The sequence below is a fragment of the Lysinibacillus sp. NPDC097287 genome (assembly GCF_044761695.1).
Classification (GTDB): domain Bacteria; phylum Bacillota; class Bacilli; order Bacillales_A; family Planococcaceae; genus Lysinibacillus.
Window position 1 is genome coordinate 298,077 of the sequence record NZ_JBIWCX010000001.1, and the last position, 25,447, is coordinate 323,523.

Below are 25,447 nucleotides of genomic sequence, written 5' to 3' on the forward strand. Positions count from 1 at the left end.
TTTTATGACTTTTTCAGTGTTTCCCCGAAAGGCTGTGCTGTTCCAAAATTTCATCTCTAAGTTTAAGGATTTTGCAAAATTAGCCCATCGCTCATTTTAACTACATGATCAGCATAGGAAAGCATTTCTTCATCATGTGTAACCATTAACGTAGTAATGTTTAGTGTTTTCGTTAAATCTCTAATTAACGCCATAACATCTTTAGATCTTTTTGAATCTAAACTTGCCGTTGGTTCATCTGCAAAGAGAACTTTAGGTTTATGAATGATGGCACGAGCAATGGCAACTCGCTGTTTCTCCCCACCTGACAATGAAGAAGGATAAGCATTTTTTCTATGGTCCATCCCTACTAATTTTAGAATTCGATCAACTTCTTTTGTTTGTTCTTGTTTCTTTAATTTTGTTTCAGAAACATCTAACATTAACATGAGTTGTTCTTCTACTGTAAGGAAAGGAACCAGGTGCGCAAATTGAAAGACAAAGCCAAATTTACTTGCGCGCACTTGTCGCACTTGCTCTGCACTCATAGCAGTCATATTATTTCCTTCGAATATTACTTGACCCTCTGTTGTGGGTTGAAGTCCCGCAGCTATTGTAAGAAGTGTACTTTTACCAGAACCTGATGCGCCCACTAATGCTGTTATCTCACCTTCTCTAAGGGAAAGATTGATTCCTTTTAGTATTTCTTCTTTTATTTCCCCATTAGTAAACGTTTTTCTAACATTATCAATTGTAAATAACGTCATATTAAGCCTCTCCTTGCTGTATCGCTTGTAATGGTTCGATCTTTTTAATTTGTAGTCCTGAGAGTGTAGCTCCGATAAATCCGATAACTAAGAATACTAAAGACAATTGCAACGTTGTTTCAAAAGTTAAACTAAATGGCATACCTTCCGGTGCAATCATATTAAATATCTGACTAAGTGTAATAGACAAAGCAAGTGAAATTATTGTAATTACAAACATTTGCGTCCATATCATTTTGAATAACTTACTCGTTTTTATTCCAATTGCTTTTAAAATTCCGTATAACCCTATTTTTTGTACGTTCATCATGTAGAAGAAGATCGCAAACAACATGCCACTAATGACTACTAAAAACCAAATAATCATATTTAAAGACATCTGCTCTGCGCTATAACTAGAAATCGTACCTAGAAATTCTTTATTCGAAAATGATTGTAATCCAGCGATTTCAAGTGAAGAATCCGCATCTGGTACAAAAATCATTTGCATTTCCATAACTCGGTAGATTTCTTGATAATTCACCATGTTGATAAAAGCAACAGGCGCATGACTGTATTTCTTTTGATCCACAAAGCCCTTTACAACAAACTCTCCACTAAATTGATTGTTCGTTAAAGTATCGCCTACTTTTATACCGGCTTCCTTCAAGGAGCTGTCTAATATTATTTCCCCTGGTTTCACATTTTCAAATAACTTTGAATCAGTAGATGTCACAAAAGCGACGCTTTGTTGCTTATCAGCTTCATCATTTAAGAAGCCCATTTGAATTGAAAACGCTACTGCATCCTTTTGTTTGTTCAATATGTCATTTTGGATTTCGCTATCGATTTTGGACAGATTATATTTTTCATCTGCATCTTCATTCATATAAAATTGTCCATCTGGTAAATCTTTAATAAGGGCGGCATTGTCTTGTGATAATCCATTCGCCAAACCAGAAATGATAAAAGTTAGTAAACTAACGAGAAACACAATTGAACCTAATATTAAAAATCTTACTTTATTTTTCTTAATTTCTTTCAAGGCAAGGTTCATAACTAACTCCTCCAATCTTTTAATAAGCTAAGCATACTTCGCCTACATGAACTGAAGATGAACTAATCATTACATTTGAAACAGCATTGTAACAATTATAAAATTTCGATTTGAAAGAAAACTATTTGTTTTAAATTTTGACAAGTAATTTTGGATTTACACTAAAATCAGTACTTGACAGCACATTCCACTACAGGCGGGCGCTTTCCAGGGGGCGAGCCTTGAGCCGCTTCGTCGCTTCGCTCCTGCAGGGTCTCAAGCTGCTCGCAAATCCCCTAGGAGTCGCCGCCTTTCGTTCCATGTGCTTACTTAATAGCAATGTTTACTCTAAAGCAAGCACATATTATGGTGATGATCCGTAATTTAAATTAAATAAGAAAAATGCAAATAGTGCCCACGAAAAAAATTCGTGGACACTAAGTAATTAGATGTATTACTTTCTCAACGCGACAGCAGGTTCTGTAGAAATTAACTTGTGGCTGGCTATTATGCTAATTACAATTACAGCAACACCTGTGGAAAGTATTGATAGCAAGATTTGTACTGGGGTGATAATCATTTCTACATTGAAAATCATTCCGACTAAATACGTACAGCCAATAAGGACAGCTTGAGAAATAGCTGACATTGTTGCTAAAAGTAAATTTTCGCTGACAACCATTTTCCGTATTGTTCCTTTAGTATAGCCTAAAGCGGACAGCAACCCTATTTCCTTGTATCTTGAATTTTGTAGTTTTATCAGTAATACGGTACTGATAAACAAACCAATTGCTAAAATTAAAATAGAAACGATTAAGAATAAACGGCTAAGATTGTTAAATGTATTTTGCAAAACTTCTACTTCTTTGGCCGCAGTTTTACTGTCGATTTTTTTGTCAGCTAGCATTTGACTGACTGGCACAATATCTTCAAAGTTCTTTACATCATAACTAATTGAGTAGTTTTTTTCGTTTTTCACATTTTGATAAAATTCCTGTTCAATATCGGAGCTTACAAAGAAATCGTCGTAGCCTACGTTAAAGATGCCGCTAATCGTAAGCGTGTATTCTGTATCTCCAAAATTCAAGGTAACTTCTTTACCAATTAAACTACTAATATCATTTTCAAATTTTTTAGCGAGGCTCGGACTAAGTGCTATTTCCTTTTCACCTGTTTTAGGCATAGCACCATATGACATATTTTCAGTAGCCTTTGCCATTGGGTATTTTTCTGCTAAAGCTTCAGTTTTATCGCCCATCTTTAAAGTAACATCCGTTATTTTGTATTGATAATACACATGTTCGATACGCTTATCGGATTTCAACACTTCAATAACTGTTCCATCATCCTCATCTTTAATATAACCGTTGTTAAAGGCAGTGTTTTTATCTTGAAAATCCGAAATATTCTTGTCCATTATATTCCCAGAAGATAAAGACAACATAAATACAAGAATACCGATGGAAATTGCCAAACTGACAGCCATATAGCGTGTAATATTTACTTTGAAGTTCTTAAGCCCTCGCTTGAACGCAGATATTTTGATCGCGTTATTTAAACTGAGCTTATAATCACTAGCAATTTCTGTATGGGTCTCGGTATCTTTTGCAACAATCTTTCCTTTCTCAATATGAACGACTTCATCTGCAAAGCTACAAATCTTTTGGTCATGCGTAATCACAATCACCAAACGGTCTTTTGAAATTTCTTTTAAAAGCTCCATAATTTCATTAGAGTTCTTACGGTCTAATGCTCCTGTCGGCTCATCCGCCAAAATAATACGAGGATTACTAATCAACGCCCTTGCAATAGCAACTCGTTGCTTTTGACCGCCCGAAAGATTTTCGATTTTTTCATCAGTCTTTTGTGATAATCCTAGTTTAGTTAGCAGCTCTTTGGCATTTTCTCTATTTTCTTCTTCACTTGCAGTATTTAGCTCACAAGCAAGCAAGATGTTTTCAAGAACGGTATATCCACTTAAAAGATGATAGTTTTGAAAAATAAACCCGATATTTTCTCTGCGATACGCACACAATTCATCGGCATGCATCTTGCTGATAGAAGTACCACAAACCGTAATATCACCACTGTATTCACTGTCGAAACCTGCAACCATATTAAGCAAAGTACTTTTACCGGAACCCGATGCACCTAGAAGGCAAACAAGTCCTTGGCTTGGAAAGTGAAAACTTGTATCATCCAAAATAAGTGAATGATCATAGCGTTTTGTAAGGTTATTTATCTGTATCACTATCGGTCACCTGTCTTTAAAGCTGTTGTTATCTTGGTCATTATGAAGGCAATAGCCGTTGTGACGTAAGCCGCAACACCTACTAAAGCAATGAATAGCACGCCCAAAATCAACATCTTAGAATTTAAAATACTTGCGCTGAACAAGTCTTTAGTAACTATATTGATAAGGGGTGATGTAACAAGCATTAACAGAATTGCTGCCATGATTTCTGTTAGCTTTTCCGTCAAGTTAAGCAGACTAAAATGAGCATTATTAAAGCCGCTGACTTTGTAAATTGCAAATTCTCTTTTTCTCATAAAACCTGTGATCAGGGAAATAGCCATAACCATAACGACAGCCAAAATTCCTATGAACATACTTGCTGAGCCTGATTGTTCGGTTGTTTGCTCATTTAATCTAACAATGTCCTCGACAAGTTCAAACCTGCCAAGAGGTACAATGCCTTTTTCATTAAGCTCATCTTTAATGGCAATCATATCAGCTGGCGTCTTTGCTCGAATAAGAAAATTCGTTTCCTTATTTTCAATTCCTGCTTGTCTTCTCAAATCATCAAGTGCAGTTTTGCTGAAGAAGAAAGAGTCGTCAACGGTAAACTCTGTCATTTCCCCTTCATATTCATAATAGACAGTATTATCTGCAACACCTACTATTGTTGCAGTAATGAATGCGTCTTTTAATACAGGCTCACCCGTGTCCCAATTGTAAATAGCGCTGCTAAAATCAATTTCTTTGCCTATTGCTTGCTCGTTTGATATGCCCAATGTTTTAACAAAACTTTCTGGAACAACAATCTCATTGTCTTTACCTATCGGCATTTTTCCTGCTACCAACTTATTGATTGACGGAACAGTACCTGTTCCTTGTATTTGATATTCTTTCCCGCTAACAGTTACTTTTATATTATCAAATGCTTGTATAAAAGCAGTAAAATCAACGCGCTCATCACCTACATATTGATCATATAAGCCACCAATATCCTGTGTTACATCAGCGTTCGGTTCTTCTTCCTGATTATCGCCTGTACCTCCTGCACTGATAAAGCTGCCAACTATACTAATATCTTTTAGTCCTTCGCCATAAGTATCAATTAGTTTGTCAAAATCACCTTGACTACTGCTCTCGATTGTCCCACTTGTAGTTGTGAGCAAAAGAATACCTGCAATCATTAGAGAAAGGGCGGATACTAAAAATCGGCCAATTTTACTTTTAACATTCGATTTGGTCATTGCAAAAGCGCTTTTAAGCGATAAACGATGACTTTCACCATATGTGAGGTTTTCTGTTTTCGTTGCATTTTTTTGTGGTAATGCAACAAATTCCCCCTCATCTAAATCTATAACGTTTGAGTTACTGTCAATTAAGTTGACATCGTGGGTTACAACGATAACTGTCCTGTTTTTAGAAATAGCTTTCAGAATATCCATTGTTGTTTCTGAGTTTTTTTCATCTAATGCACTTGTTGGCTCGTCAGCGATAATAACCTGTGGGTTTTTCATGAGCTCTCTTGCGATGGCAACACGCTGTTTTTGACCGCCCGAAAGAGAGTTCACTTTTCGCTGTGCAAGGTCAAATATTTTGAGTTCTTTTAAAACCTTTTCCGCGTTCTTATGATTTTGTTTATTTTTTAAATACTGTGGTAACAACACGTTGTCTAAAACCGATAAATCTTCGAGCAAATTAAAATCCTGCCAAACAAATCCAAAGGTATTGTTGTAAAAATAGCTTTTTTCATTAGAGGTTAATTTTTTAATATTCTTTCCGCAATAGGTAACCTCGCCATCAAAATCTTGTTCCATACCGCTGATGATTTTTAGTAGAGTCGTTTTACCACTACCCGAAGCACCAACTATAAAATTCATTCCTTTCCCCATTGTGAAGGAAATATTATTCAAAGCGAATTCGCCGTTATATTGTTTAGATATATTCTTAAGTTCAAACATTTGTTTTCTCCTACCTCCTATTTTAGTCTTTTTTCACTATCGAAATTTTTCCGTCTGAGATAGCCCAAATTTCATTTGCATAATTTGCAACCTTTTTAGAGTGTGTGACAATGATTACACATTTATTTTCCTCTTGGGAAAGTCTAGTAAGTATTTTCATAATACTTTCTTCGGTTTCGGTATCTAAGTTTCCCGTTGGCTCGTCTGCAATAATGATGTCAGGATTGTGAGATAAAGCTCTTGCAATACCAACTCGCTGTTGTTCACCACCGCTTAACTTTAAGACCTTTCGATCAGCAGTTTCCTTATCAATACCCACACTTTGCAATAAGGAATAAGCATATTCTTTTTTATTAGCTACTTTGATGCCACTAATGTCCATTGAAAGCATAATATTTTCAATGGCTGTGGCATTGGTGAGCAAATTATAGCTTTGAAAAATAACACCGATTTTATTTGAACGGTAGTTATCACGGTCAATCGTTTTTATATTCTCACCGTTATAAAGAATTTCCCCATCTTTACAAAGGTCAAGCCCCGAAAGCAAAGCTAAAAGTGTCGTTTTACCAGAGCCCGACTTGCCGACGATTGCATATGTTCTTTTAGACTCAAATTCGATATTAATATTATTGAGAACTTTCTTTTTAGTTCCGTCATAAACATAAGACAGGTTATTTACTGCTAATACACTCATCTTCATTTCCTCCTTAATTTCTTTCCGACAGAATTTTTATAGGCTCATATTTCGTGATATACACAAGTGACATTGAGCTTGAGATGATGACAAGTAATCCGCCAATAAGGAGCATCCCTAAAATAACGCTCGCATCTAATTGAACATTTAATGAGTTAATGATTTCATCTGTATTAGGCATAGCTGCAGCGGAGCCGCCTAAATTACCACCCATATTTTCCAATTGTTCTTGTCTTTGCTCAATTTGGTCGGCAAGAAGTTGATCTGAGATAGGCTGTGCTGTAAGACTCCCTACTCCAAGTCCAATAGTAACCGCAACCATTGTTACAAGAATTGATTCATATAATAAGGTTTTAATAACCTGGAATTTTTTCATTCCTATAGCTCTTAAAACACCAATTTCATATTTACGTTCTCTAAGAGCAATAAGATTAAGTAGAATAAGAATAATACCACCTAGAATAAGTACTACGATTAAGAAAACCGTGCTTATCTTTTGCACACTTTCAACTGGCCCTGCAATCTGTTTGTACAGATATGCATTATTTGTCAACGAGTAGTACTCACTAAGACCTTTTCCTTGAGCTTCCTTAATAAAAGCATCTAAATCATCGGGAGAGTTTAAGAAATACTTAATACGTGACATTGTACTTGCTTCTTTTCCTACAAGCTCTGTAGCTGTTTCGTAAGTAGTTAAAACTTCATTTTCTCTTGTCATATAAGGATCTTTGTAAGCATAGTCGCCCATATTGTCCTTTGTTAGATCTTTATAAATACCTGTTATCGTAAGGCTAACGTCTTTATTCGCATCCGCCATAGAACGAACGGTAATGGCATCGCCCACTTTTAAGCCATTTTGCTGTGCCAAATTTTCACTGATAACAATTTCATCTTCTTTTTCAAATATTTTTCCGTCTATTATTTTGCGTTCGCCTTTTTTGAATTCTTCAAACAACTCATAAGACGAGCTTCCAATTACTTTTAAATTTGGAGGGCCAATATCAGGACCACCACCTTCAGCACTTACGGTACCTTGCAGTGCTATATCCTCCTGTTGATTTATCGCATTGATTTTTGATACTGCAGGAGCTTCTAAATAAAAGTAGTAGTCTTTTACATATTCGGAATCTGCGTAATTTTTAAGCTGATCAATGGTTACTTCGGGAAAATCGGTTGTCATTCCATCTTCATAAAGTTTTGCAAAATCAAGCTCGACATTTATTTCACTACCAAATTGATTTTTATAATCGGTTATGATACTACTTGTAGCACTGTTAATGACCAATGAAATGACACAAGTGATAGCGATAATGACTGATACAATACCAACTAAAATGTTTCTTCCTTTGTTTCTTTTTATGTTTTTAATTGCGTTTTTAAGAATATACATTTTTGTTCCTCCTTAACTTGTGTCACTATTGTATAAAAAACGATGTTAAACCTCTGTTAAGTAAATTTCTTTGTATTGAATTAAATGCTTAACAGAGATTTAACGCATACTTACAGTACAATAGATAAAGAGGTGATTCTGAAATGAGAATACTGGTTGTAGAAGACGAGCTTGATTTGCAGGAAGCGATTGCAGATGGGCTTAGAATAGATGGTTATGCAGTTGATACTTGTGACAACGGCGAAGTTGCTTACGAGCTTTTATATGAAGTAAATTACGATTTGGTTGTACTTGACTTAAACCTTCCGAAAATGGATGGGCTAGAGGTTTTAGAAAAGATACGAGGTGAAAAGCCTGAATTAAAGGTACTTATTCTCAGTGCAAGAAGTAGTGTTCATGACAAAGTGATGGGCTTAGATATAGGAGCAAATGATTATTTGGCGAAGCCATTTGATTTTGCCGAGTTAGAGGCAAGAATACGAAATTTGTTAAGGCGAAAGTTTGTACAAGAAAGTAGTATGCTTTCATTCGATGAAATTAAGGTGGATTTATCAAAACGTATTGCAGTTGTTAACGACAATGAAATTGCACTTACAAAAAAAGAATTTGCATTGTTAGAATATCTTTTACTTCACAAAGACAGAGTTGTTAGCCAAGAAGAACTAATTGAACATGTTTGGGATCAGCATGCAGATAGCTTTAGTGGTGCTATTCGGGTTCATATTGCAACTCTCCGAAAGAAGCTAAAAGCAGTTTTAAACTATGACCCTATTGGAACGAAAATTGGGGAAGGTTACTTTTTATCAGAAAAGAGTGGTAATGAAAATGCTTAAAAATATGCCAATTCGATTACGCCTTACTGTTATGACTGTTGCTCTTTTAACTGTCTGTTGTGTAGGACTTACCTTAATACTAAATTTTTCTGCTAATAGAATGGCTACAAGGATTGATGCGACTGTTATAATACCAGCACAAGAGGTCGGCGAAGAAAGATGGATGGAGGAAAGCACTCCAGCAGCATCGAGCGGCATGGCCCCTCCCGTTTCATCAGAGGCTTCTCATAAAGCAAAAATAGATTTTAGAATTGAAAGTATTATTTATATGTTTTTAGTTATTATTAGCGGAGGGTTTTTAACCTACTATCTTTCGGGAAAGGCATTAAAGCCTCTTGATACGCTAAATGATCAAGTAAAAAACATAAATGTGCATAATTTATCTGAAACATTATCCGTGCCACCTACAAAAGATGAAATTGCAGAGCTTACTGGTACATTTAATGAAATGACGGATAAATTGAATGATTCTTTTATGATGCAACGACGATTTTCTGCAAGTGCCGCCCACGAGCTTAGAACACCTCTTGCTGTGTTACAAACAAAAGTTGATGTATTTAAAAAGAAAAAAATACATACAACCGAGGAATATGATGCGCTTATTAACGTTATTGAAAAGCAGACAAAACGCTTGAGAGGACTCGTCGCTAGCCTTTTAGATATGACGAATATGGACGATAGTGTTGAGCAAAGCAGCTTTTTCGTAAAGGATATTTTTGAGGATATTATTTCCGAGCTTTCACATATCACTAAAGACAAGAATGTGACCATGACCTTAGATTGTGATAGTAGCGTTGTTTTTGGAAACACCGACCTATTGTATCGTGCTTTTTACAACCTTGTGGAAAACGGCATTAAGTACAATATTGAAGGTGGCAAAGTTGAAGTACTTGTAAACAGATTAAATAAGGAACAGGTTTCAATCAAAATTATAGATACAGGCATCGGTATTGCAGACGAATACAAAAAGAAAATATTCGAACCTTTTTATCGTGTGGACAAATCACGCTCCCGTCAACTGGGCGGTACAGGCTTAGGTCTTTCCACTGTTGACAGCATTATCAAAAAGCATAACGGTACGATTACCGTTTCCGACAATGAAAGTAACGGAACTTGCTTTCATGTCATCTTAAATAGCGGGGCGTGACTAAAACATGTACTTGACTAAGCCATTCTTTCATTTATTATTTGAGTACTATTAATCGCTCTCATATATTTAAATAAACATGGGGATGTCCAATAAGTCCCTTTAAGCACAACAACCGCTTTCTATATGGTAAAAATTCACTTCGCTTTCCGCGGGCACAGCGTAAGTCGCAACCCTCGCTCCGCGCGGTTTGTTGCGTCTTACGTCTTGTGCTGTTCCCGCAGGAGTCTACGTGGATTTTTACCTGTATATCAAAGAAAACATCATATTAAAATACTCTCGGCATACTATTTTTACTTTTAGAACAGCCCCATGTTTGCATGCTTTAATAGGAGCGTTTCTATTATTTCCGAAACGCTCCTCCTATTTCTTCTGTTATAGTTTAATAGTCCACCCAAATAAATCTTCAAGAGTACCATTTTGAATACCTGTTAATGTATCATATAGCATTTGCGAAATTTCACCAATCTCGCCGTTATTAATGATTATTTTTTCATCTCGCCATTTTAATTCCCCAACAGGTGAAATTACCGCTGCCGTTCCCGTACCAAATGCCTCTTCTAATGTTCCGTTATGATATGCTTCTACCACTTCATCGATTGAAATTCGACGCTCCTGTACTGGAATATTTTTCATTTTTAATACTTGAAGCATTGAATCACGTGTAATACCAGGTAAGATACTACCATTCAACGCTGGTGTTATAACTGTTCCGTTAATTTTGAAGAAGATATTCATGCTACCTACCTCTTCTATATAACGATTTTCTTTCCCGTCTAACCATAAAGTTTGAGAATAGCCTTCCTGATGCGCAATTTCTTGACTTTTTAAACTACTCGCATAGTTACCACCCGTTTTAGCTTCTCCTGTACCACCTGCAACTGCTCTGACATATTGTTGTTCCACCATAATTTTCACTGGATTAATTCCTTCTTTATAGTAAGAACCAGAAGGAGACATAATGATGATAAACTTATAAGTCTTCGAAGGATGCACACCTAAGCTTTGGTCCGTTGCAATAATAAATGGACGGATATAGAGCGATGTCCCTGGTGTATTCGGAATCCACTCACGATCCACTGTCACTAATTGCTTTAACGCTTCTAATGCAAGCTCTTCATCAATCGCAGGAATGACGATTCGCTCATTTGAGTTATTTAAACGCTTGAAATTACGGTCAGGACGGAATAATAGTACCTCGTTATCCACTGTTACATATGCTTTTAAACCTTCAAATACAGTTTGACTATAGTGGAAAACCATTGCCGAAGGATCTAAAGATAATGGCTGATACGGAATAATACGTGGATCATGCCACCCCTTTCCTTCTGTGTAGTCGACCATAAACATATGATCTGTAAAAAATTGTCCAAAACCTAGTTCATCTACTGCTGGTTTTTCTTTTGGGTTCGTTGTTAACTCTTTTTTTATGTCTAACATCGTTGTATCCTCCGTTTTATAATATTTTATTATGCTTCTATCTACAGATTGTCTAATTTGGATTCATAAGGGACCCTTTATGTACATTTACTATATCTACCAAACTTATTCCTTCCATTTTGTTTTAATCAGAATTAACAAATAATTCGTTCTATTAAAGTATCATATTATTATATAAAAAGAAAAGCTACTAAAACATTTTAGTTAGCTTTTCTTATCGTTTAAAAACCAATAGCAGCAGACTGTTATTAAAACAATCTACTGCTCCATTTTTTAAATTACACCTTATTCATCACGATATTAGTTTTAAACAAACTGCCGACCCAAGTACAAGTACGATGCAAACTACTCGGCGCCAGTCCTTCGATTCATTGAAAAATAGCATACCAAGTAATGCACCACCAGCAGCTCCGATTCCTGTCCAAATAGCATACGCTGTGCCCATTGGTAAAGTTAACATTGCGTAGGCTAATCCTGCAAAGCTCGAGGCAAATGCTACAATCAATAGCACTAAATTTTGTGCATTTTTCTTGTCATTATATTTACTAATCATAAAAACACCCATCATTTCACAAAGACCCGCAACAACTAAAGCAATCCATGCCATTATTCTTTCACCTCTTTATCTACTGGTTCACCAGTGAGAAGTTTCAACCCAATAACACCCGCTAATAAAACGGCGATACTTGCAATTTTCGCCAACTTCCAAGGCTCTCCAAATAATAGACTATCAGCCAATACCGTCCCAGCTGTCCCTAAACCAACGAACACTGCATACACAGTCCCAACAGGTAAACTTTCACCAGCTTTAATTAATAAATAAAAGCTAATAATAATTGCAATTACTGTGCCAAGCCATTCCAGCACACTATTAGCATGTTTCAAACCAATTACCCAGCCAACCTCAAAAAATGCAGCAACAAAAATACTTAACCATTGTTTATTCATCTAAATCTCCTCCTAATATTACGCTTTTACAATTTCGGATTTCCATCTTGCTAGTGTGTATTACTTCTCACAGCCTTCGGAGCATTCCTTCGCATAACGGATCACTTCTCACATCAACAGAGCATTCCTCAGCATAACGGATCACTTCTCTCACCAACGGAGCATACCTTAGCACAACGGATCACTTCTCACAACAACGGAGCTTTCCTCAGCACAACGGACCACTTTTCCTCACAACCGATCACCCCCGGTAAATCGGACCTCTGTTCCACACAGGCAAACAAAAAAAGCCTGCCGAAACACTGTAAAAACAGTATCTCCCAGGCTTTTATCCTTCCGTGTCACAAAACAAGTTTGTGGTTTTCTCTCGGTCCAGACTAGCAATAGCTACGGAACCCTAGAAAACTTGCATATCTAATTGTCATTTTAGTATAGCAAACAACTCAGTTATTTTCCACCGGTACATATCCGACTTTTTCAACTAAAGCCTGTCCTTCGGGTGAAACGATCCAATCGATGAATGCTTGCACGTTCGGATTTTCTGTTCCAGCTGTAACTGCATAAAATTCCGATGTTAGTGGATATGTACCATTGCGGATATTTTCTTTTGTCGGTGCTACACCGTCTATGGACAGCAATTTGATTTCCTCATTGCCCACCATTTCGGTCGAATAATATCGGAATGTATAGCCAATCGCATTTTTATAATTACGATACTGCGATACTTCATGAATAATACCGCCCATGCCTGTTGCTATATCCTCTGCAGGTGCCTCCATAATCGGGGTATCGCTCATAATTTTCTCTAACGTTGACTGACTACCACTATCAGCCGGTCGCTGGAATGCACGAATCGCATCATTATCGCCACCAACTTCGCGCCAATTCGTAATCTTGCCCGCGTAAATTTGCTTCACCTGCTCAAGTGTTAAATTATCCACGCTATTTTTATGGTGCACGAAAAATACAAATGCTTCGCGTCCAATTGGTGTCATATCCAACGTCAGCCCCTTGATCTCTGCACTTTTTTCCTGGGAATGAGACGGAGCTGCTGCAAAAATTAGATCTGCCTTTCCACCAATTAAATTATAGTAAGCTTCTGGTGTTTTGTTCACCATGACTTCGCTATCATATGGAAAATATGTTTTTTTAGGATAGGTCGCTTGTACAAACGCCGAGTACAATGGATACATGGCTGTTGCTCCGTCCAAGCGTGGCAACGGTTCAGTCATTTTCAAGGACACTTCTGTATCAGGTGTTATTACTTTATTATCAACAGCAAACGGCTCATATTCATAGATTGCTACCTCTGCATCAACAGTTGGTATACTCATTTTATAATGGTACTGAATCGGTGCAATCGAAGCAAAAATGAGCGCTGTACCAACTATCCCTGCAAACCATCCTTTCCGCTTCCTAGTCGTTAGCCAACCAAATGAATGACCCACGTATAATAAAAATAAGCAAATTGGTACGACAACAAGGAGACTAATGTAGTGCATCCCACCACTTAGCAAAACAAAAAATCCTATAATACCTGTTAAAAATAGCAGACCCATAAACACAAAAATCGATTGAATAATTTTCATAGCTCTTCCCCCTTATACAAAGGTGTAATTTTACACTATTTATTTCATAATAAACCACTCCTAAGCAAATAGCAACAACATTTTCTGAAAATTATGCTAACATAGAGGCATAACTGCAAGGAGGCCTTACATATGGCAATTGAAAAAGTACGCGAACACTTCGCAAAATGGGATCTACAACAAAAAATACAAGAACTTAATGAAAGCTCTGCAACTGTTGAAATGGCGGCACAGGCACTTGGCTGTGAGCCTGAACGCATTGCAAAAACCTTATCTTTTATAGTCAACGATGGAGCGATTTTAATCGTTGCAGCAGGTGATGCTAAAATCGACAATGCTAAATACAAAGCCACTTTTGGTACAAAGGCAAAAATGATTGCAAAAGAAGATGTGAATGAGCTTATTGGGCACGATATCGGTGGAGTTTGCCCGTTTGGTGTGAACGAAGGCGTGGCAATTTACTTAGACGAATCGCTTAAACGCTTTACAACTGTATTCCCTGCGTGTGGTAGTAGTAACTCCGCAATCGAGCTTACGATAGACGAGCTTGAAACTTATACACCTTACAAGGAATGGATAGATGTATGTAAGGGTTGGAATGACTGACAATTTTAAAATTAAAAAAGAACAACAAAAAATGTTGTTCTTTAAGACTGTAGCGAGAGAAATAACTATGTATTTCTCTCGCTTTTTTATAAAAGAATAATACGCTCACAAAAAATTAATGGAATTTACCAGTAATTCTAAAACCAATTTCCGCTACTAGTGTTGACAATACAAATGTTCCTGTATATACAACAAGTGAAACTACAACAATTCGCCAACCCAATTTTTTAAACTCTTGCAAATCTTTCCCGAAAGAAAGACCTGCATATGCCAAGATTGGTGTTGCTAGAGCCATAAAATTCACTTTTTCTGTTAATTTAATGACTATTTCGTTCCCAGGGAATATTGGAGTTGTAATTACTAATGCTAATATAGATATCCAAATAACAACTGGTAGTTTAATAGGGATGATTTTGGCAAAAATAAAGCCTAATACCGTAACCGCAACAATAATCATCATACCTGGTAAGGCATCAATTGGTGAAACATCGTATCCAATCCAGTTTCCCATAAGGGCAATTATTCCAATAATTGCAAACGTTAATATTTTATCTTTCATTTAAAATCTCCTCTTTATATCCTATGCCCTAATATTTTTCGCTTGGTCTTTTTTTGATCTTCTGCCCAAAATAGGCTCGAATTTGTTGTATAAGTAATTTGTAACCGGTAAAGAAAAGAATACACAAATATACGTTCCTAAAATAGTTGTAATTAAGTTAGCGGCACCAGCAAACACTGCGATATCCGTTGCAGAATCCGGGAATATAACTGATAATGCACCAACCATTGCCGCCATCATACTACCCGAACCTACACCAGCACCCATGGCTAGTGAAATCGGATGGAACCAACCAGTTTGAGCCATAAAACTCGCTAACACCGACAGATATAAAGCTCCAAACAACGTACCACAAACATATACACCTAGTGCTCCTCGTCCCTCAGGTGAATCAGAGCCATATTTTTCAGCAATAATAGCTAAGTTAGGTTCTCTATCAATGGAAAAAGTCGCACCAATTGCTTCTCGTTTCATCCCAAGTAGCAAAGCGATTGGTAATCCTAATACAATTGTTCCTGCGAAATGCCCTACTTCTTGTAAACCTAAAGAAAGTCCCGCTTCAAAAATTTGCGGTAAAGATGGACCCATTAACATAGCTAATTTGGCTACAAACAGCATGAATGAAATGCCCAAAATATTGGCTGCAACATTCATTTCTTTCATTTTTAAGACTTTTAATGACGGTAAACTAATAATTGCACCGATAATTAATGCATATAACATTGGAAATAATGCAATTGCTCCAATTCCTATGTCAAATGTTTTTATGCCGATAAATTCTGTGAGACAGACTAATACCAACACAAATAAATGAATTTTCCAACTACGCAAAGATTTTTCTTGCACTTTTGTTACTCCTATTCTATAAATCATGCAGTTACTAAAAAGAAAACTGCACGATTCTATCTTATATTTTTTGCCTCTATACCAAAATATGCCCTTGCAGACGAATCCCAATTCCTTTCCGCGGGCAAGTCGCAAGCCACCTCGCTGTGGGGTCTTGCCAGACTTGCTTTCCCGCAGGAGTATCGCGGGATTCGTCTGCTCCAAACAATACTTCTATTAGAGTCAGGTACAGATTATGGTAAAAATCCATTTTTTACCTATTGAATTTTCCCTGTAGTATTTATTGCCAGACCAACGATTAGTGAAATTCCTTGAATCATCGCTTTTTCATCTGGTAAAAATACATCACTATGTAACTTCATTGGATCTTCTGGATTTTCTCCAACACCTAGGAAGACAAATGTGCCAGGAACTTGATCTAAATAGAATGAAAAATCTTCGCTAGCCATACTTGGTTTACTCAACCACTGTACTGAATCTTCTCCAAATAAATCAGTAGCAATTGTAGCTGCATGTTCATTAAATTTTGGATCATTCATTGTAACAGGATATCCTGCAGTGTAGTTAAAGTTTATTTCAACTTCTAATTTAAGTGCAGAAGCTACACCTTCAATAATGCGTTGAATACTTATCGCCACTTCTTTACGTGTATTGGCATTTAATGTACGTACAGTTCCTCTAAATCTAGCTTTCTCTGGAATGATATTATAACCATCCCCCGCTTCAATTGTGCCGATTGTAATTACGGCCGAATCTAATGGGTCTGTTTCTCTACTAACAATAGTTTGGAGCGCTGTGACAACATGAGCAGCACCTACAATTGCATCTACACCTTGATGTGGTGCAGCCCCATGACCTTGCTTACCTTTTAAAACAACATCAAACGTATCCATACTTGCCATAATGGCACCATTTCTAAAACCATATTTGCCTGTTGCTAACTCAGGCCAAACATGAAAAGCAAAAATGTGGTCAACGGTAGGGTTAGTTAAAACGCCTTCTTCAACCATCATGATTCCTCCGCCCTTCATCTCTTCAGCAGGCTGAAAAATGAATTTAATCGTACCTGAGATATGCTGTTTATTTTGAGATAAAACTTTAGCAGCAGACAGTAACATGGCGGTATGCATATCGTGTCCGCAAGCATGCATAACCCCTGGATTTTTTGATTTGTAACTTACATCGGTATTTTCCTGAATAGGTAAGGCATCAATATCAGCTCGAAAAGCTAGCACTGGCCCCTCTGTCTCACCATGAAGAATACCAACAACACCTGTCTTCGCGACTCCTGTAGTTACCTCAATGCCAAGATCCTGTAAATAATTCGCAATAATTTCAGCCGTTTTATGCTCTTCAAATCCAAGCTCAGGATTTTCATGAATCATTCTTCTTAATCTCACAGCTTCTTCATATATCCCAATTGTTTGCTCTACTATATAAGTAGACTGTAATGAATTTGATGTTTTTTTGATATCCATAACCATTCATCTCCTAAAGAAAGAATACATAAAAGATTCTAATTGCAATAGAATTAGAATCTATAAACTAATATCGTGATAAAATTAAATATTCAGATAAATCATTAGAATACAATAATTCTTATTTGAATATTGATATACTAACATACTCAAATATTACCTGTAAACCTAGAAATTACAGGTGTATTTTCCATATGGAAATAAATATTCTTTATATGTAATTTTTGTTATATATTTGATTATTCAATCAGCCAATACTTTACTTTTTTATTCCGAATTTCAAGAGCGTTGTACTTTATTAATACATATCACTAAGGTAAGAAAATTAATAAGTGTCTAAGCCCTACAAGACTACCACCAGGAGGGAAGACCTAAAAAAAAGCATTCACCCTATCGTTCCCCGGTACAATACCGACAAATGATTGGATAAATACTTTTTACCTTTTATCTTATATATATGGGAGTTCTATTCATTTTTCGATGGATTTCCAAACAATTAGCGGTTGAAGTTTAAGATCCCGTTGGAATTGATTAAACCTTTTCTACCGTATTGATTACCACATCATTTTTTAACGTGTTGCCGATTGTGCAAGCACGTTCAATAACAGCAATTAGTTTTTCTTTATATGTATCCTCTAATTGTGATGGGAATTTTACAGTAACATCAAAACGTCCAAAGCGATTTGTGACACCTTCATCTTTAGATGTCGTTACTTGAATTTCAATTTCATCGACATTCACTTCCACCTCATCACGCGCTAATACTTTTTGTAGTGAGATAGAAATACAAAGCCCTAATGCCGCTTCTAGCAATTCTTTAGGCGATAGCCCTTCTTGATTTGGCGCTGTGCTTCCGACTACTTGGAAGCCCGCTTCGTTTCGTACTTTATTTTGTCCATTTTCCACTTGAATAGTTGTCATTATTTTTTCTCCTCTACTAGATGACAAGCGACATAATGTGCTGGCTTGATCTCTTTTAATATAGGTGTTTCTTGTTTACAGATGGCTGTCGCAAATGGGCAACGTGTATGAAACGCACAGCCCGAAGGTGGCGCTAGTGGTGAAGGTATTTCACCCTTTAATACAACCCGGTCCTTTAACCGTTTACTTGTAAAGTCAGGTACCGCTGAAAAAAGAGCCTTTGTATACGGATGAAGTGGCTCCGCAAATAAATCTTCTGTTGGCGCTTCTTCCACAATAGACCCTAAATACATAATGCCGATCCGGTCTGAAATATAACGCACAACACTAATATCATGCGTAATAAATAGCAGCGTTAACCCTAAACTTTTTTGTAACTCTTTTAAAATATTTAATATTTGTGATTGAATCGATACATCGAGTGCTGAAACAGGCTCATCACAAATGATCACTTTCGGATTCATAATCAATGCACGCGCAATCCCTAGACGTTGACGTTGACCGCCAGAAAACTCATGTGGGTACCGAAAATAATGTTCAGCTTGAAGACCTACTAATTTCAGCACCTCAAATACTTTCGCTTCTCGTTCCTCACGATTACCAAGTTTATGAATAATTAATGGTTCCTCTAATATGGTACCGATTTTCTTTCGTGGATTTAATGAAGAAAAAGGATCTTGGAAGACCATTTGTAAATCTTTACGGAAATGTCGTAATTCCGTTTCCGACATCTTCGTTAAATCTTGATATTGATAGAGCACTTGCCCATTTGTCGCAGGCGTTAAGCCAAGAATTGTACGACCAGTTGTACTTTTCCCTGAACCAGATTCTCCTACGAGTCCGTAAGTTTCTCCCTCATACAATTGAAAGGAGACATCTCTGACTGCATGGACATGTGCTGTTGTGCCAAATAACTTTCCGAATGCGCTATAGACTGGAAATTTCTTTTCTAATGATTTAACCGTTAAAATCGGTTCTGTTTTCGTGGTTCTTTCCATTCTATAACGCCTCTCTTTCTCTTGATATTTCTTTAAAATGCCAGCACTTTACTTTATGCCCTTCTTCAAATGTTTCAAGTGGAGGCGGTTGCTGACGGCATTGATCGTCTGCATATGGGCAACGCGTTGAAAAACCACAGCCTTGTGGGACATTTGAAAGTGGTGGCACCACCCCATTAATAACATGCAATTTTTCTTCACGATTACTGTCCATTCGAGGAATCGATTCAATCAATCCTTGTGTATATGGATGAAGAGGCATGGTAAATAGCTGGTCTGTTGTTGCTTCCTCCACGATTTGCCCTAAATACATCACTTTGACACCCGTACAAATTTCTGAAACAACACCTAAGTCATGTGTTATGAAAAGTACAGCCATATTTAATTTTTCATTTAGTTCTGTAATTAATTCAATGATTTGTGCTTGGATCGTAACGTCTAATGCAGTTGTTGGTTCATCGGCAATTAAAAGCTTCGGTTCACAAGCAAGTGCCATCGCAATACTAGCACGCTGTTGCATGCCCCCTGATAGCTCGTGTGGGAAATCATTCACACGTTGTTCTGGTGCAGAGATTCCTGTTAAACGTAAGAGCTCAATAGCTTTTTGCTTGGCTTCTTTTTTGGAGAGCTTTTGGTGTAGACGTAGCACTTCTGTTATTTGATTGCCAATCGTATAAACTGGATTCAATGAAGTTAATGGATCTTGGAAAATAATCGAGATATCATTACCACGAACAGTTCTCAATTCTTTTAACGATAAATCCAGTAAATTTCTATCTTCAAATAGTACCTCGCCATCATAGCTCACTGCATCTGTATGTTCTAGCAATCTCAAAATCGATTGTGACATCACACTTTTCCCACAGCCCGACTCCCCAACGATCCCGATAATTTCACCTTGCTGTATAGAAAAACTAACACCATTCACAGCAGTAACTCTGCCTCGCTCTGTTTGAAAATGTGTTTTTAAATTTTTCACTTCTAATAGAGGAGTATTCTTCATGATGATACCTCCATTTACTTTTTCTGCTTTTGTTTTGTGCGTGGATCTAAGAAATCACGTAACCCATCACCTAGCAAGTTTAGACTCAGTACAGTTAGTACCACCATGGTTGCCGGACAAATCACCATCCACCAAGCTTTATAAATGACTAACTTCCCAGCTTGCAATATATTACCCCAACTCGGCTCTGGTGCTGGAATTCCTGCCCCTAGAAAACTTAATGCCGCTTCAGAAATAATGGCCTCTGCAAAGATAAATGTTGCTTGCACGAGGAGTGGCGATAAAGTGTTCGGTGCAATATGTAACCAAATAATACGTGTCTTACTAGCTCCTTGTGCCTGCATCGCCTCAATGTAAGTTTGCTCGCGGATAACAAGTGCAGATGACCGTACAATACGTGCAATATTTGGCGTAAACACAATTGTTAATGAAATAATTACATTTGTCGCAGATGCACCTAATGCTGCCATCAATGCAATGGCCAATAAAATACCAGGAATCGCTACTAGACCATCACAAATGCGCATTAGCACATGGTCTAATGCTTTATAAACGCTCGCATATAAACCAATGATCAAGCCAAGGACTGATGATAGTACTGCTACCGCTAAGCCCACACCAATCGAAACACGAGCCCCATACAAAATACGAGTCAATAAATCTCTTCCAAATTCGTCTGTCCCTAGTAAATGTGTAGAAGAAGGTGCTAGTAATCTATCGACAACAACCATTTTATACGGGTCATAAGGTGTAAGATACGGTCCAACAAGGGCCAACAACACGAGTAGTATAAAAATAGTACCGCCAATTAGTAGGCCGTAATTGGATTTTAATCGTTGTCGCTGTAATGCACGTTGTTCTTTTTTTAGTTTTTTACTGATGTTACGAATCTCTTCTTTTTCCTGTAACGAAACCATACGAGCCCTCCTTATTTACGATCTAAACGTACTCGCGGATCAATGACACCATACAATAAATCAATGATTAAATTGATGCTGACATACATAAGTGTTGCTACAAACACAACGCCTTGAATAACAGCAAAATCACGACGTTCAATTGAATTCATGATCAGCTGACCAAGCCCCGGAATATTAAAAATCGACTCTACTACAACAGCCCCTGTAATGAGCGTACCAAACGTTTGACCAATGACAGTTAAAATCGGTAAAAATGCATTACGGAAAGCATGTTTTAACAGAACAGAAAACTCTTTCAGCCCTTTCGACCGTGCTGTTTTTACATAATTCAAATTCAACACTTCTAGCATGGAAGCACGTGTCATACGTGTAATTAAAGCTGCCTGTATTGCACCGAGTGATATTCCCGGTAATATTAAATATTGAACATGCGCCCAAATTCCATTTTCAAGTGGTTCATATCCCGCTACCGGTAACCATTGCAATTGCACACCCACAACTAGCATTAATAACAACCCTAGTAAGAAACTAGGAATCGCCATCCCAAATAGTGACATACCCATTAAAGAAACATCGACAATACTCCCTCGTTTATATGCTGCGATAATGCCGAATGGAATTGCTAAAATAAGCGCAATAATTTGAGCCAAAATTGCCAGTGAAATAGTGGGTCCCATATGCTCTGCTATCGCCTGTGTAACTGCCTGATGCATGAAGATGGAGTCACCTAAATCACCTTTTAGTAAATCCCCCACCCAGCTTATGTATTGCTCAGTAAGCGGGCGATTTAACCCTAACTCTTCATTCAATGCTTCAATTTGTTCTTCTGTCGCCTCTAAGCCTAATATCGTTGCCGCTGGGTCCCCCGGTGTAATATGTATAATTAAAAATATGGTAATGGTTACGACAAGTAGGACCGGTATGAGCGATAGCAACCTTTTGATAATATATGCAAACACTAAAATCCCTCATTTTTTTAGCCAGAATGATAAAAAGCGAGGGTATTGCTGACATAAAAACAACAGCATAACCCTCAGCTCGCTTCAATTATTCGCTTACTTTTACATTCCAAACAACGGATGTTTCAAATTGCTCGTAATCCTCAATTTTGTTCGTTGTCGCTACAACCTCATTGTAGTGACCAATAACAGTAGATGAGCCAAATTCATATAAGAATCCTTGTAATTTTGCCCATTCTTTTTTCGCATCTTCTGGTGTAGCCGCACTTCGAATTGCTGTTAAAGAATTTTTTACTTGATCATTGTTTAAGCCGGCCCAATCAGGCGTTACAGCTAAAATCTGAGGTGGCGTCGATTGGTAACCTGTACTTGCGACGAATAAATCCCATTTACTTGAATCATTTTTCGTTTCAAGGAATGTTGGGAAATCATAGCTATCGACTTTCACATTCATACCAATCTGGCGTAGTTGTTCTTGAATAACTAATGTTGCAGCATACATTTCTGCGTAGTCTTTTGTTGTTAATAATGTAATTTCTTCGCCTTTATAACCTGCTTCTTCTAAAAGTTTTTTCGCTTTTTCAGGGTTAGCTTGGTTGTAATAATCTTTACCAGCATCATTAGACCATTGCACTTGGTTTTCATTTAAGTAACTTGGCGCTAATGAATATAATTCAGGTTTTGCGAAGCTTGCTAGCATAATTTCTTCATTGTTTAACGCAGCTAAAATCGCTTCACGGTATTTCTGATTAGCAAGTAAACCTTCATTTGTGTTTAAGAACGCTGTAAGTGCGCCCCCTGGGAACGTACTAAGCTGTATGTTTTTATCGGCATCTAATTGATCGTAGTTTTCTATAGGAATACTATCAGCGATATCATATTTGCCTGTTTGAATACCCGCAATACGAGTTGAATGATCTGTCACAAAATGATAGTAAAGGTTAGCTGTCGGTGCTTCTTTGCGACCTGCATATCCACTTGGCTCGCCATCTACACCTTGATAATCTTCATTTTTCACTAAGTGGATATATTGATCTTGCTTCCACTCTTTGAATTCATAAGGACCTGTTCCTACAAACTCTTTTATGCCATCTGCTGGTGCAGCCTCAACAATTTCTTTCGGCATAATTGATGCATATTGCGCTCTTGATGAGATTAAAATCATGACATCAGAAGTCGGTTTTGCAACAGTCAATTTCACATTATACTTGTCAACCGTTTCAAATTTCGCACCTTCTAATAATACTTTTGCACGAGATGACGTAGCTAACCAACGATTCATAGATGCCTCAACGTCCTCGGCAGTCATTTCTTTGCCATTATGGAACTTTACACCTTCACGTAATTTAAATGTATAAGTTAAGCCGTCCTCACTTTGCTCAACTGATTCAGCTAACATTGGCGTTGGTTCATAACTAGCGTTCAACGTATATAATTGTTCGAAAATATTCAGTGAAATACCTAGTGCCACTGTTGATACTGTTAGCGAAGAATCTAATCCTGGTGGCTGTGCCGTAACTGCTATATTCAGCGTATCTTTATATTGCTTTTGTTCTGTTCCACCTGACTTATCATTTGAACCTTCTTCTTTTTCGCCATCCTTATTGCTACATGCCGCAAGTACAAATGTTAACAATAAGACCGAAACAAGAATTCCCCATTTTTTAAAATTCATATACTTACCTCTCCTTCATTTATCTACATAATTAAAACTTAGTAAACCAATATGTTTTACGTGTTCTGTCTAGAATTCTAAAACATAGTATTCCGGTTGTCAATGTATTATTTCAAATTATCTGATAATTAATATGCTGAAATTTCACTAAATTGGAGTCGTATATAGTACATCGAAAAAATTAACTTCCCCCCTATACCTCATCCACAAAAATAAAAAGACACCAACAAGACAAGTTTCCCCTGTCTGCTAGTGCCCCTATATTTCTATTTTAGGTACATACAATCTTTATTTTTTCACTTTTGAAATCGTCATCCCATCTCCTATTGGCATAAGAACAGATTCTAATTGAGGATGATTTGCTACAGTCTCATTAAATTTTTTCATTAGTTCCGTATATCGCTTTGGTTTAACACTATGATCTGCAACACTACCGTTAGCAAGTACATTATCTGTAACGATTAACGCACCCTCATCCGCTAGTTCAATGCAATAATTTAAATAGTTTTCATAGTTTTCTTTGTCAGCATCGATAAAGAAAAAGTCAAATCGCTTATTATCCTCAACAAGTTTTTCAAGGCTTTGCAACGCAGAGCCAGTAATATATGATACTTGTTCACCAAAGCCAGCTTTAGATAGATTGCTGTATGCTAATTTTGCATATTTCTCCTCTAATTCAAGTGAAGTTAATTTTCCCTCTTTGCCAAATCCTTTAGCAAGACAAATGCCACTATATCCTCCAAGAGCACCAATCTCCAAAACATTTTTAGCTCCCGAAATTGAGATAAGCATGGTTAATAGTTTTCCTGAAGAAGGAGATACTGAGATCGAAGGCATGCCGTTTTCTTCAATGGACGCAATGACTTCATCTAAAAGAACATCATCCTTATGAAACACTGCATCAATATAACTGTTAATTTGTATCATTTCCTTCAATCCCCTTCTCTTCACTATCTAAAGACTCTACATTAGCCATCTCCGTTGTTACTGTTTCTTCATTTTGTTTGTCAGAAATGTCACTCGTTTCATCTTCATGTATCTCGAATAATTGCGTAAATTCGTTAATAACCATATCAATTGCCTTTAATTCTCCGACTAAAAGTTGGTGGATAGATTGAAACTCTGGTTGATCTAGCTGTTGCTTAATCGTTGCACGTTTAAGGTTCATCATCTCTAAAAAAGCAATCGCTCTTCCTCGACGAAAGGTTTTTGCTCCACGGTGCTTTGACCCATCTTTTCCTTTGTAGCCTTCACCACGATGATGCCCATCTTTTCTAAATTCTTTTAACCTCTCATTTCTCATTAAAAATCCTCCTTTGTATACAAATGCACACTTTATTTATTAATAGTATACAAACGTATACAAATTGTCAAAACAATCTTATAGAATGTTTGGTACCTTTAGAAAACAATGGACTGAGCATCCACTCCATATTCCTTTTTCGCTATAAATGTAAAACAAAAGAGAATAGGATACGGATGTTAA

General features: G+C 37.1%; 24 protein-coding genes and 1 riboswitch. Of the genes, 3 read left to right on the top strand and 21 right to left on the bottom strand.

Features of this window, described 5'->3' with window-relative positions; genetic code table 11:
- Positions 1 to 62: 62 nt before the first annotated feature.
- From ACIQ2D_RS01355 to ACIQ2D_RS01380, 6 genes are all read right to left on the bottom strand, one after another.
- Positions 63 to 746, bottom strand: a complete 684-nt coding sequence (locus tag ACIQ2D_RS01355) for an ABC transporter ATP-binding protein (protein WP_402858226.1) — start codon at positions 744 to 746, stop codon at positions 63 to 65.
- 1 nt (position 747) lies between these two features.
- The gene (locus ACIQ2D_RS01360) at positions 748 to 1,782 is read right to left on the bottom strand and encodes an ABC transporter permease (protein ID WP_402858229.1); all 1,035 of its coding nucleotides are present in this window, start codon (positions 1,780 to 1,782) and stop codon (positions 748 to 750) included.
- A gap of 433 nt (positions 1,783 to 2,215) precedes the next feature.
- Positions 2,216 to 4,012 carry an ABC transporter ATP-binding protein/permease gene (locus ACIQ2D_RS01365; protein ID WP_402858232.1) on the bottom strand — a complete coding sequence of 599 codons (1,797 nt, stop codon included), beginning with the start codon at positions 4,010 to 4,012 and terminating at the stop codon, positions 2,216 to 2,218.
- A complete protein-coding gene (locus ACIQ2D_RS01370; RefSeq protein ID WP_402858235.1) occupies positions 4,012 to 5,955 on the bottom strand; it encodes an ATP-binding cassette domain-containing protein in 1,944 nt (647 codons plus the stop codon). Before ACIQ2D_RS01370 ends, ACIQ2D_RS01365 begins: the two co-directional genes overlap by 1 nt.
- Positions 5,956 to 5,977: 22 nt before the next feature.
- Positions 5,978 to 6,649: an ABC transporter ATP-binding protein gene (locus ACIQ2D_RS01375; protein WP_402858238.1), complete on the bottom strand. Its 672-nt coding sequence runs from the start codon at positions 6,647 to 6,649 to the stop codon at positions 5,978 to 5,980.
- Positions 6,650 to 6,662: 13 nt separating this feature from the next.
- A complete protein-coding gene (locus ACIQ2D_RS01380) occupies positions 6,663 to 8,039 on the bottom strand; it encodes an ABC transporter permease (protein WP_402858241.1) in 1,377 nt (458 codons plus the stop codon).
- Between the two features lie 143 nt (positions 8,040 to 8,182).
- On the opposite strand from ACIQ2D_RS01380, the gene ACIQ2D_RS01385 reads away from it, so the two are divergent.
- On the top strand, positions 8,183 to 8,872 hold the full coding sequence (locus ACIQ2D_RS01385) for a response regulator transcription factor (RefSeq protein ID WP_402858244.1): 690 nt from the start codon (positions 8,183 to 8,185) through the stop codon (positions 8,870 to 8,872).
- A complete protein-coding gene (locus ACIQ2D_RS01390; protein WP_402858247.1) occupies positions 8,859 to 10,019 on the top strand; it encodes a sensor histidine kinase in 1,161 nt (386 codons plus the stop codon). Before ACIQ2D_RS01385 ends, ACIQ2D_RS01390 begins: the two co-directional genes overlap by 14 nt.
- Positions 10,020 to 10,394: 375 nt before the next feature.
- Here ACIQ2D_RS01390 and ACIQ2D_RS01395 read toward each other — a convergent pair whose 3' ends face one another.
- From ACIQ2D_RS01395 to ACIQ2D_RS01410, 4 genes are all read right to left on the bottom strand, one after another.
- Complete coding sequence (locus ACIQ2D_RS01395; RefSeq protein ID WP_402858250.1) at positions 10,395 to 11,459, bottom strand: branched-chain amino acid aminotransferase; 1,065 nt, start codon at positions 11,457 to 11,459, stop codon at positions 10,395 to 10,397.
- Between the two features lie 292 nt (positions 11,460 to 11,751).
- On the bottom strand, positions 11,752 to 12,066 hold the full coding sequence (locus ACIQ2D_RS01400) for a DMT family transporter (protein WP_402858253.1): 315 nt from the start codon (positions 12,064 to 12,066) through the stop codon (positions 11,752 to 11,754).
- Positions 12,066 to 12,407 carry a DMT family transporter gene (locus tag ACIQ2D_RS01405; protein ID WP_402858256.1) on the bottom strand — a complete coding sequence of 114 codons (342 nt, stop codon included), beginning with the start codon at positions 12,405 to 12,407 and terminating at the stop codon, positions 12,066 to 12,068. The genes ACIQ2D_RS01400 and ACIQ2D_RS01405 overlap by 1 nt, the downstream gene beginning before the upstream one ends.
- A 315-nt stretch (positions 12,408 to 12,722) precedes the next feature.
- Positions 12,723 to 12,819, bottom strand: a riboswitch (guanidine-I (ykkC/yxkD leader).
- Positions 12,820 to 12,850: 31 nt separating this feature from the next.
- Positions 12,851 to 13,996 (bottom strand): PstS family phosphate ABC transporter substrate-binding protein, encoded by a 1,146-nt coding sequence (locus tag ACIQ2D_RS01410; RefSeq protein ID WP_402858259.1) that lies wholly within the window; start codon positions 13,994 to 13,996, stop codon positions 12,851 to 12,853.
- 132 nt (positions 13,997 to 14,128) lie between these two features.
- On the opposite strand from ACIQ2D_RS01410, the gene ACIQ2D_RS01415 reads away from it, so the two are divergent.
- On the top strand, positions 14,129 to 14,602 hold the full coding sequence (locus ACIQ2D_RS01415; protein ID WP_402858262.1) for a YbaK/EbsC family protein: 474 nt from the start codon (positions 14,129 to 14,131) through the stop codon (positions 14,600 to 14,602).
- 115 nt (positions 14,603 to 14,717) lie between these two features.
- Here the strand turns inward: ACIQ2D_RS01415 and ACIQ2D_RS01420 are convergent, their stop codons facing one another.
- The 11 genes from ACIQ2D_RS01420 to ACIQ2D_RS01470 all read right to left on the bottom strand — a co-directional run bounded on the left by ACIQ2D_RS01420 (position 14,718) and on the right by ACIQ2D_RS01470 (position 25,264).
- Positions 14,718 to 15,161, bottom strand: coding sequence for a hypothetical protein (locus ACIQ2D_RS01420; protein ID WP_402858265.1), 444 nt, complete (start codon positions 15,159 to 15,161; stop codon positions 14,718 to 14,720).
- 21 nt (positions 15,162 to 15,182) lie between these two features.
- Positions 15,183 to 16,007 carry a DUF3100 domain-containing protein gene (locus ACIQ2D_RS01425; protein ID WP_402858268.1) on the bottom strand — a complete coding sequence of 275 codons (825 nt, stop codon included), beginning with the start codon at positions 16,005 to 16,007 and terminating at the stop codon, positions 15,183 to 15,185.
- A gap of 257 nt (positions 16,008 to 16,264) precedes the next feature.
- Entirely contained in the window at positions 16,265 to 17,485 is a 1,221-nt protein-coding gene (locus ACIQ2D_RS01430) for a M20 metallopeptidase family protein (protein WP_402858270.1), read from the bottom strand.
- A 531-nt stretch (positions 17,486 to 18,016) separates the two neighbouring features.
- On the bottom strand, positions 18,017 to 18,406 hold the full coding sequence (locus ACIQ2D_RS01435) for an OsmC family protein (RefSeq protein WP_402858273.1): 390 nt from the start codon (positions 18,404 to 18,406) through the stop codon (positions 18,017 to 18,019).
- On the bottom strand, positions 18,406 to 19,404 hold the full coding sequence (locus ACIQ2D_RS01440) for an ABC transporter ATP-binding protein (protein WP_402858276.1): 999 nt from the start codon (positions 19,402 to 19,404) through the stop codon (positions 18,406 to 18,408). The genes ACIQ2D_RS01435 and ACIQ2D_RS01440 overlap by 1 nt, the downstream gene beginning before the upstream one ends.
- 1 nt (position 19,405) lies before the next feature.
- A complete protein-coding gene (locus tag ACIQ2D_RS01445; protein WP_402858279.1) occupies positions 19,406 to 20,407 on the bottom strand; it encodes an ABC transporter ATP-binding protein in 1,002 nt (333 codons plus the stop codon).
- Between the two features lie 14 nt (positions 20,408 to 20,421).
- On the bottom strand, positions 20,422 to 21,324 hold the full coding sequence (locus ACIQ2D_RS01450; protein WP_402858282.1) for an ABC transporter permease: 903 nt from the start codon (positions 21,322 to 21,324) through the stop codon (positions 20,422 to 20,424).
- Positions 21,325 to 21,335: 11 nt separating this feature from the next.
- Positions 21,336 to 22,286, bottom strand: a complete 951-nt coding sequence (locus ACIQ2D_RS01455) for an ABC transporter permease (protein ID WP_402858285.1) — start codon at positions 22,284 to 22,286, stop codon at positions 21,336 to 21,338.
- A gap of 88 nt (positions 22,287 to 22,374) precedes the next feature.
- Positions 22,375 to 23,961: an ABC transporter substrate-binding protein gene (locus ACIQ2D_RS01460; protein WP_402858288.1), complete on the bottom strand. Its 1,587-nt coding sequence runs from the start codon at positions 23,959 to 23,961 to the stop codon at positions 22,375 to 22,377.
- A gap of 288 nt (positions 23,962 to 24,249) precedes the next feature.
- On the bottom strand, positions 24,250 to 24,888 hold the full coding sequence (locus ACIQ2D_RS01465; RefSeq protein WP_402858291.1) for an O-methyltransferase: 639 nt from the start codon (positions 24,886 to 24,888) through the stop codon (positions 24,250 to 24,252).
- Complete coding sequence (locus tag ACIQ2D_RS01470; protein ID WP_402858294.1) at positions 24,875 to 25,264, bottom strand: hypothetical protein; 390 nt, start codon at positions 25,262 to 25,264, stop codon at positions 24,875 to 24,877. The genes ACIQ2D_RS01465 and ACIQ2D_RS01470 overlap by 14 nt, the downstream gene beginning before the upstream one ends.
- Positions 25,265 to 25,447: the final 183 nt, after the last annotated feature.

Coding starts and splice junctions, on each gene's coding strand:
- ACIQ2D_RS01435 (WP_402858273.1), bottom strand. CDS start 18,406: ATGACAACTATTCAAGTGGAAAATGGACAAAATAAAGTACGAAACGAA.
- ACIQ2D_RS01380 (WP_402858241.1), bottom strand. CDS start 8,039: ATGTATATTCTTAAAAACGCAATTAAAAACATAAAAAGAAACAAAGGA.
- ACIQ2D_RS01450 (WP_402858282.1), bottom strand. CDS start 21,324: ATGGTTTCGTTACAGGAAAAAGAAGAGATTCGTAACATCAGTAAAAAA.
- ACIQ2D_RS01385 (WP_402858244.1), top strand. CDS start 8,183: ATGAGAATACTGGTTGTAGAAGACGAGCTTGATTTGCAGGAAGCGATT.
- ACIQ2D_RS01410 (WP_402858259.1), bottom strand. CDS start 13,996: ATGAAAATTATTCAATCGATTTTTGTGTTTATGGGTCTGCTATTTTTA.
- ACIQ2D_RS01370 (WP_402858235.1), bottom strand. CDS start 5,955: ATGTTTGAACTTAAGAATATATCTAAACAATATAACGGCGAATTCGCT.
- ACIQ2D_RS01440 (WP_402858276.1), bottom strand. CDS start 19,404: ATGGAAAGAACCACGAAAACAGAACCGATTTTAACGGTTAAATCATTA.
- ACIQ2D_RS01390 (WP_402858247.1), top strand. CDS start 8,859: ATGAAAATGCTTAAAAATATGCCAATTCGATTACGCCTTACTGTTATG.
- ACIQ2D_RS01400 (WP_402858253.1), bottom strand. CDS start 12,066: ATGGCATGGATTGCTTTAGTTGTTGCGGGTCTTTGTGAAATGATGGGT.
- ACIQ2D_RS01395 (WP_402858250.1), bottom strand. CDS start 11,459: ATGTTAGACATAAAAAAAGAGTTAACAACGAACCCAAAAGAAAAACCA.
- ACIQ2D_RS01470 (WP_402858294.1), bottom strand. CDS start 25,264: ATGAGAAATGAGAGGTTAAAAGAATTTAGAAAAGATGGGCATCATCGT.
- ACIQ2D_RS01375 (WP_402858238.1), bottom strand. CDS start 6,649: ATGAGTGTATTAGCAGTAAATAACCTGTCTTATGTTTATGACGGAACT.
- ACIQ2D_RS01420 (WP_402858265.1), bottom strand. CDS start 15,161: ATGAAAGATAAAATATTAACGTTTGCAATTATTGGAATAATTGCCCTT.
- ACIQ2D_RS01460 (WP_402858288.1), bottom strand. CDS start 23,961: ATGAATTTTAAAAAATGGGGAATTCTTGTTTCGGTCTTATTGTTAACA.
- ACIQ2D_RS01405 (WP_402858256.1), bottom strand. CDS start 12,407: ATGAATAAACAATGGTTAAGTATTTTTGTTGCTGCATTTTTTGAGGTT.
- ACIQ2D_RS01415 (WP_402858262.1), top strand. CDS start 14,129: ATGGCAATTGAAAAAGTACGCGAACACTTCGCAAAATGGGATCTACAA.
- ACIQ2D_RS01430 (WP_402858270.1), bottom strand. CDS start 17,485: ATGGATATCAAAAAAACATCAAATTCATTACAGTCTACTTATATAGTA.
- ACIQ2D_RS01445 (WP_402858279.1), bottom strand. CDS start 20,407: ATGAAGAATACTCCTCTATTAGAAGTGAAAAATTTAAAAACACATTTT.
- ACIQ2D_RS01465 (WP_402858291.1), bottom strand. CDS start 24,888: ATGATACAAATTAACAGTTATATTGATGCAGTGTTTCATAAGGATGAT.
- ACIQ2D_RS01355 (WP_402858226.1), bottom strand. CDS start 746: ATGACGTTATTTACAATTGATAATGTTAGAAAAACGTTTACTAATGGG.
- ACIQ2D_RS01360 (WP_402858229.1), bottom strand. CDS start 1,782: ATGAACCTTGCCTTGAAAGAAATTAAGAAAAATAAAGTAAGATTTTTA.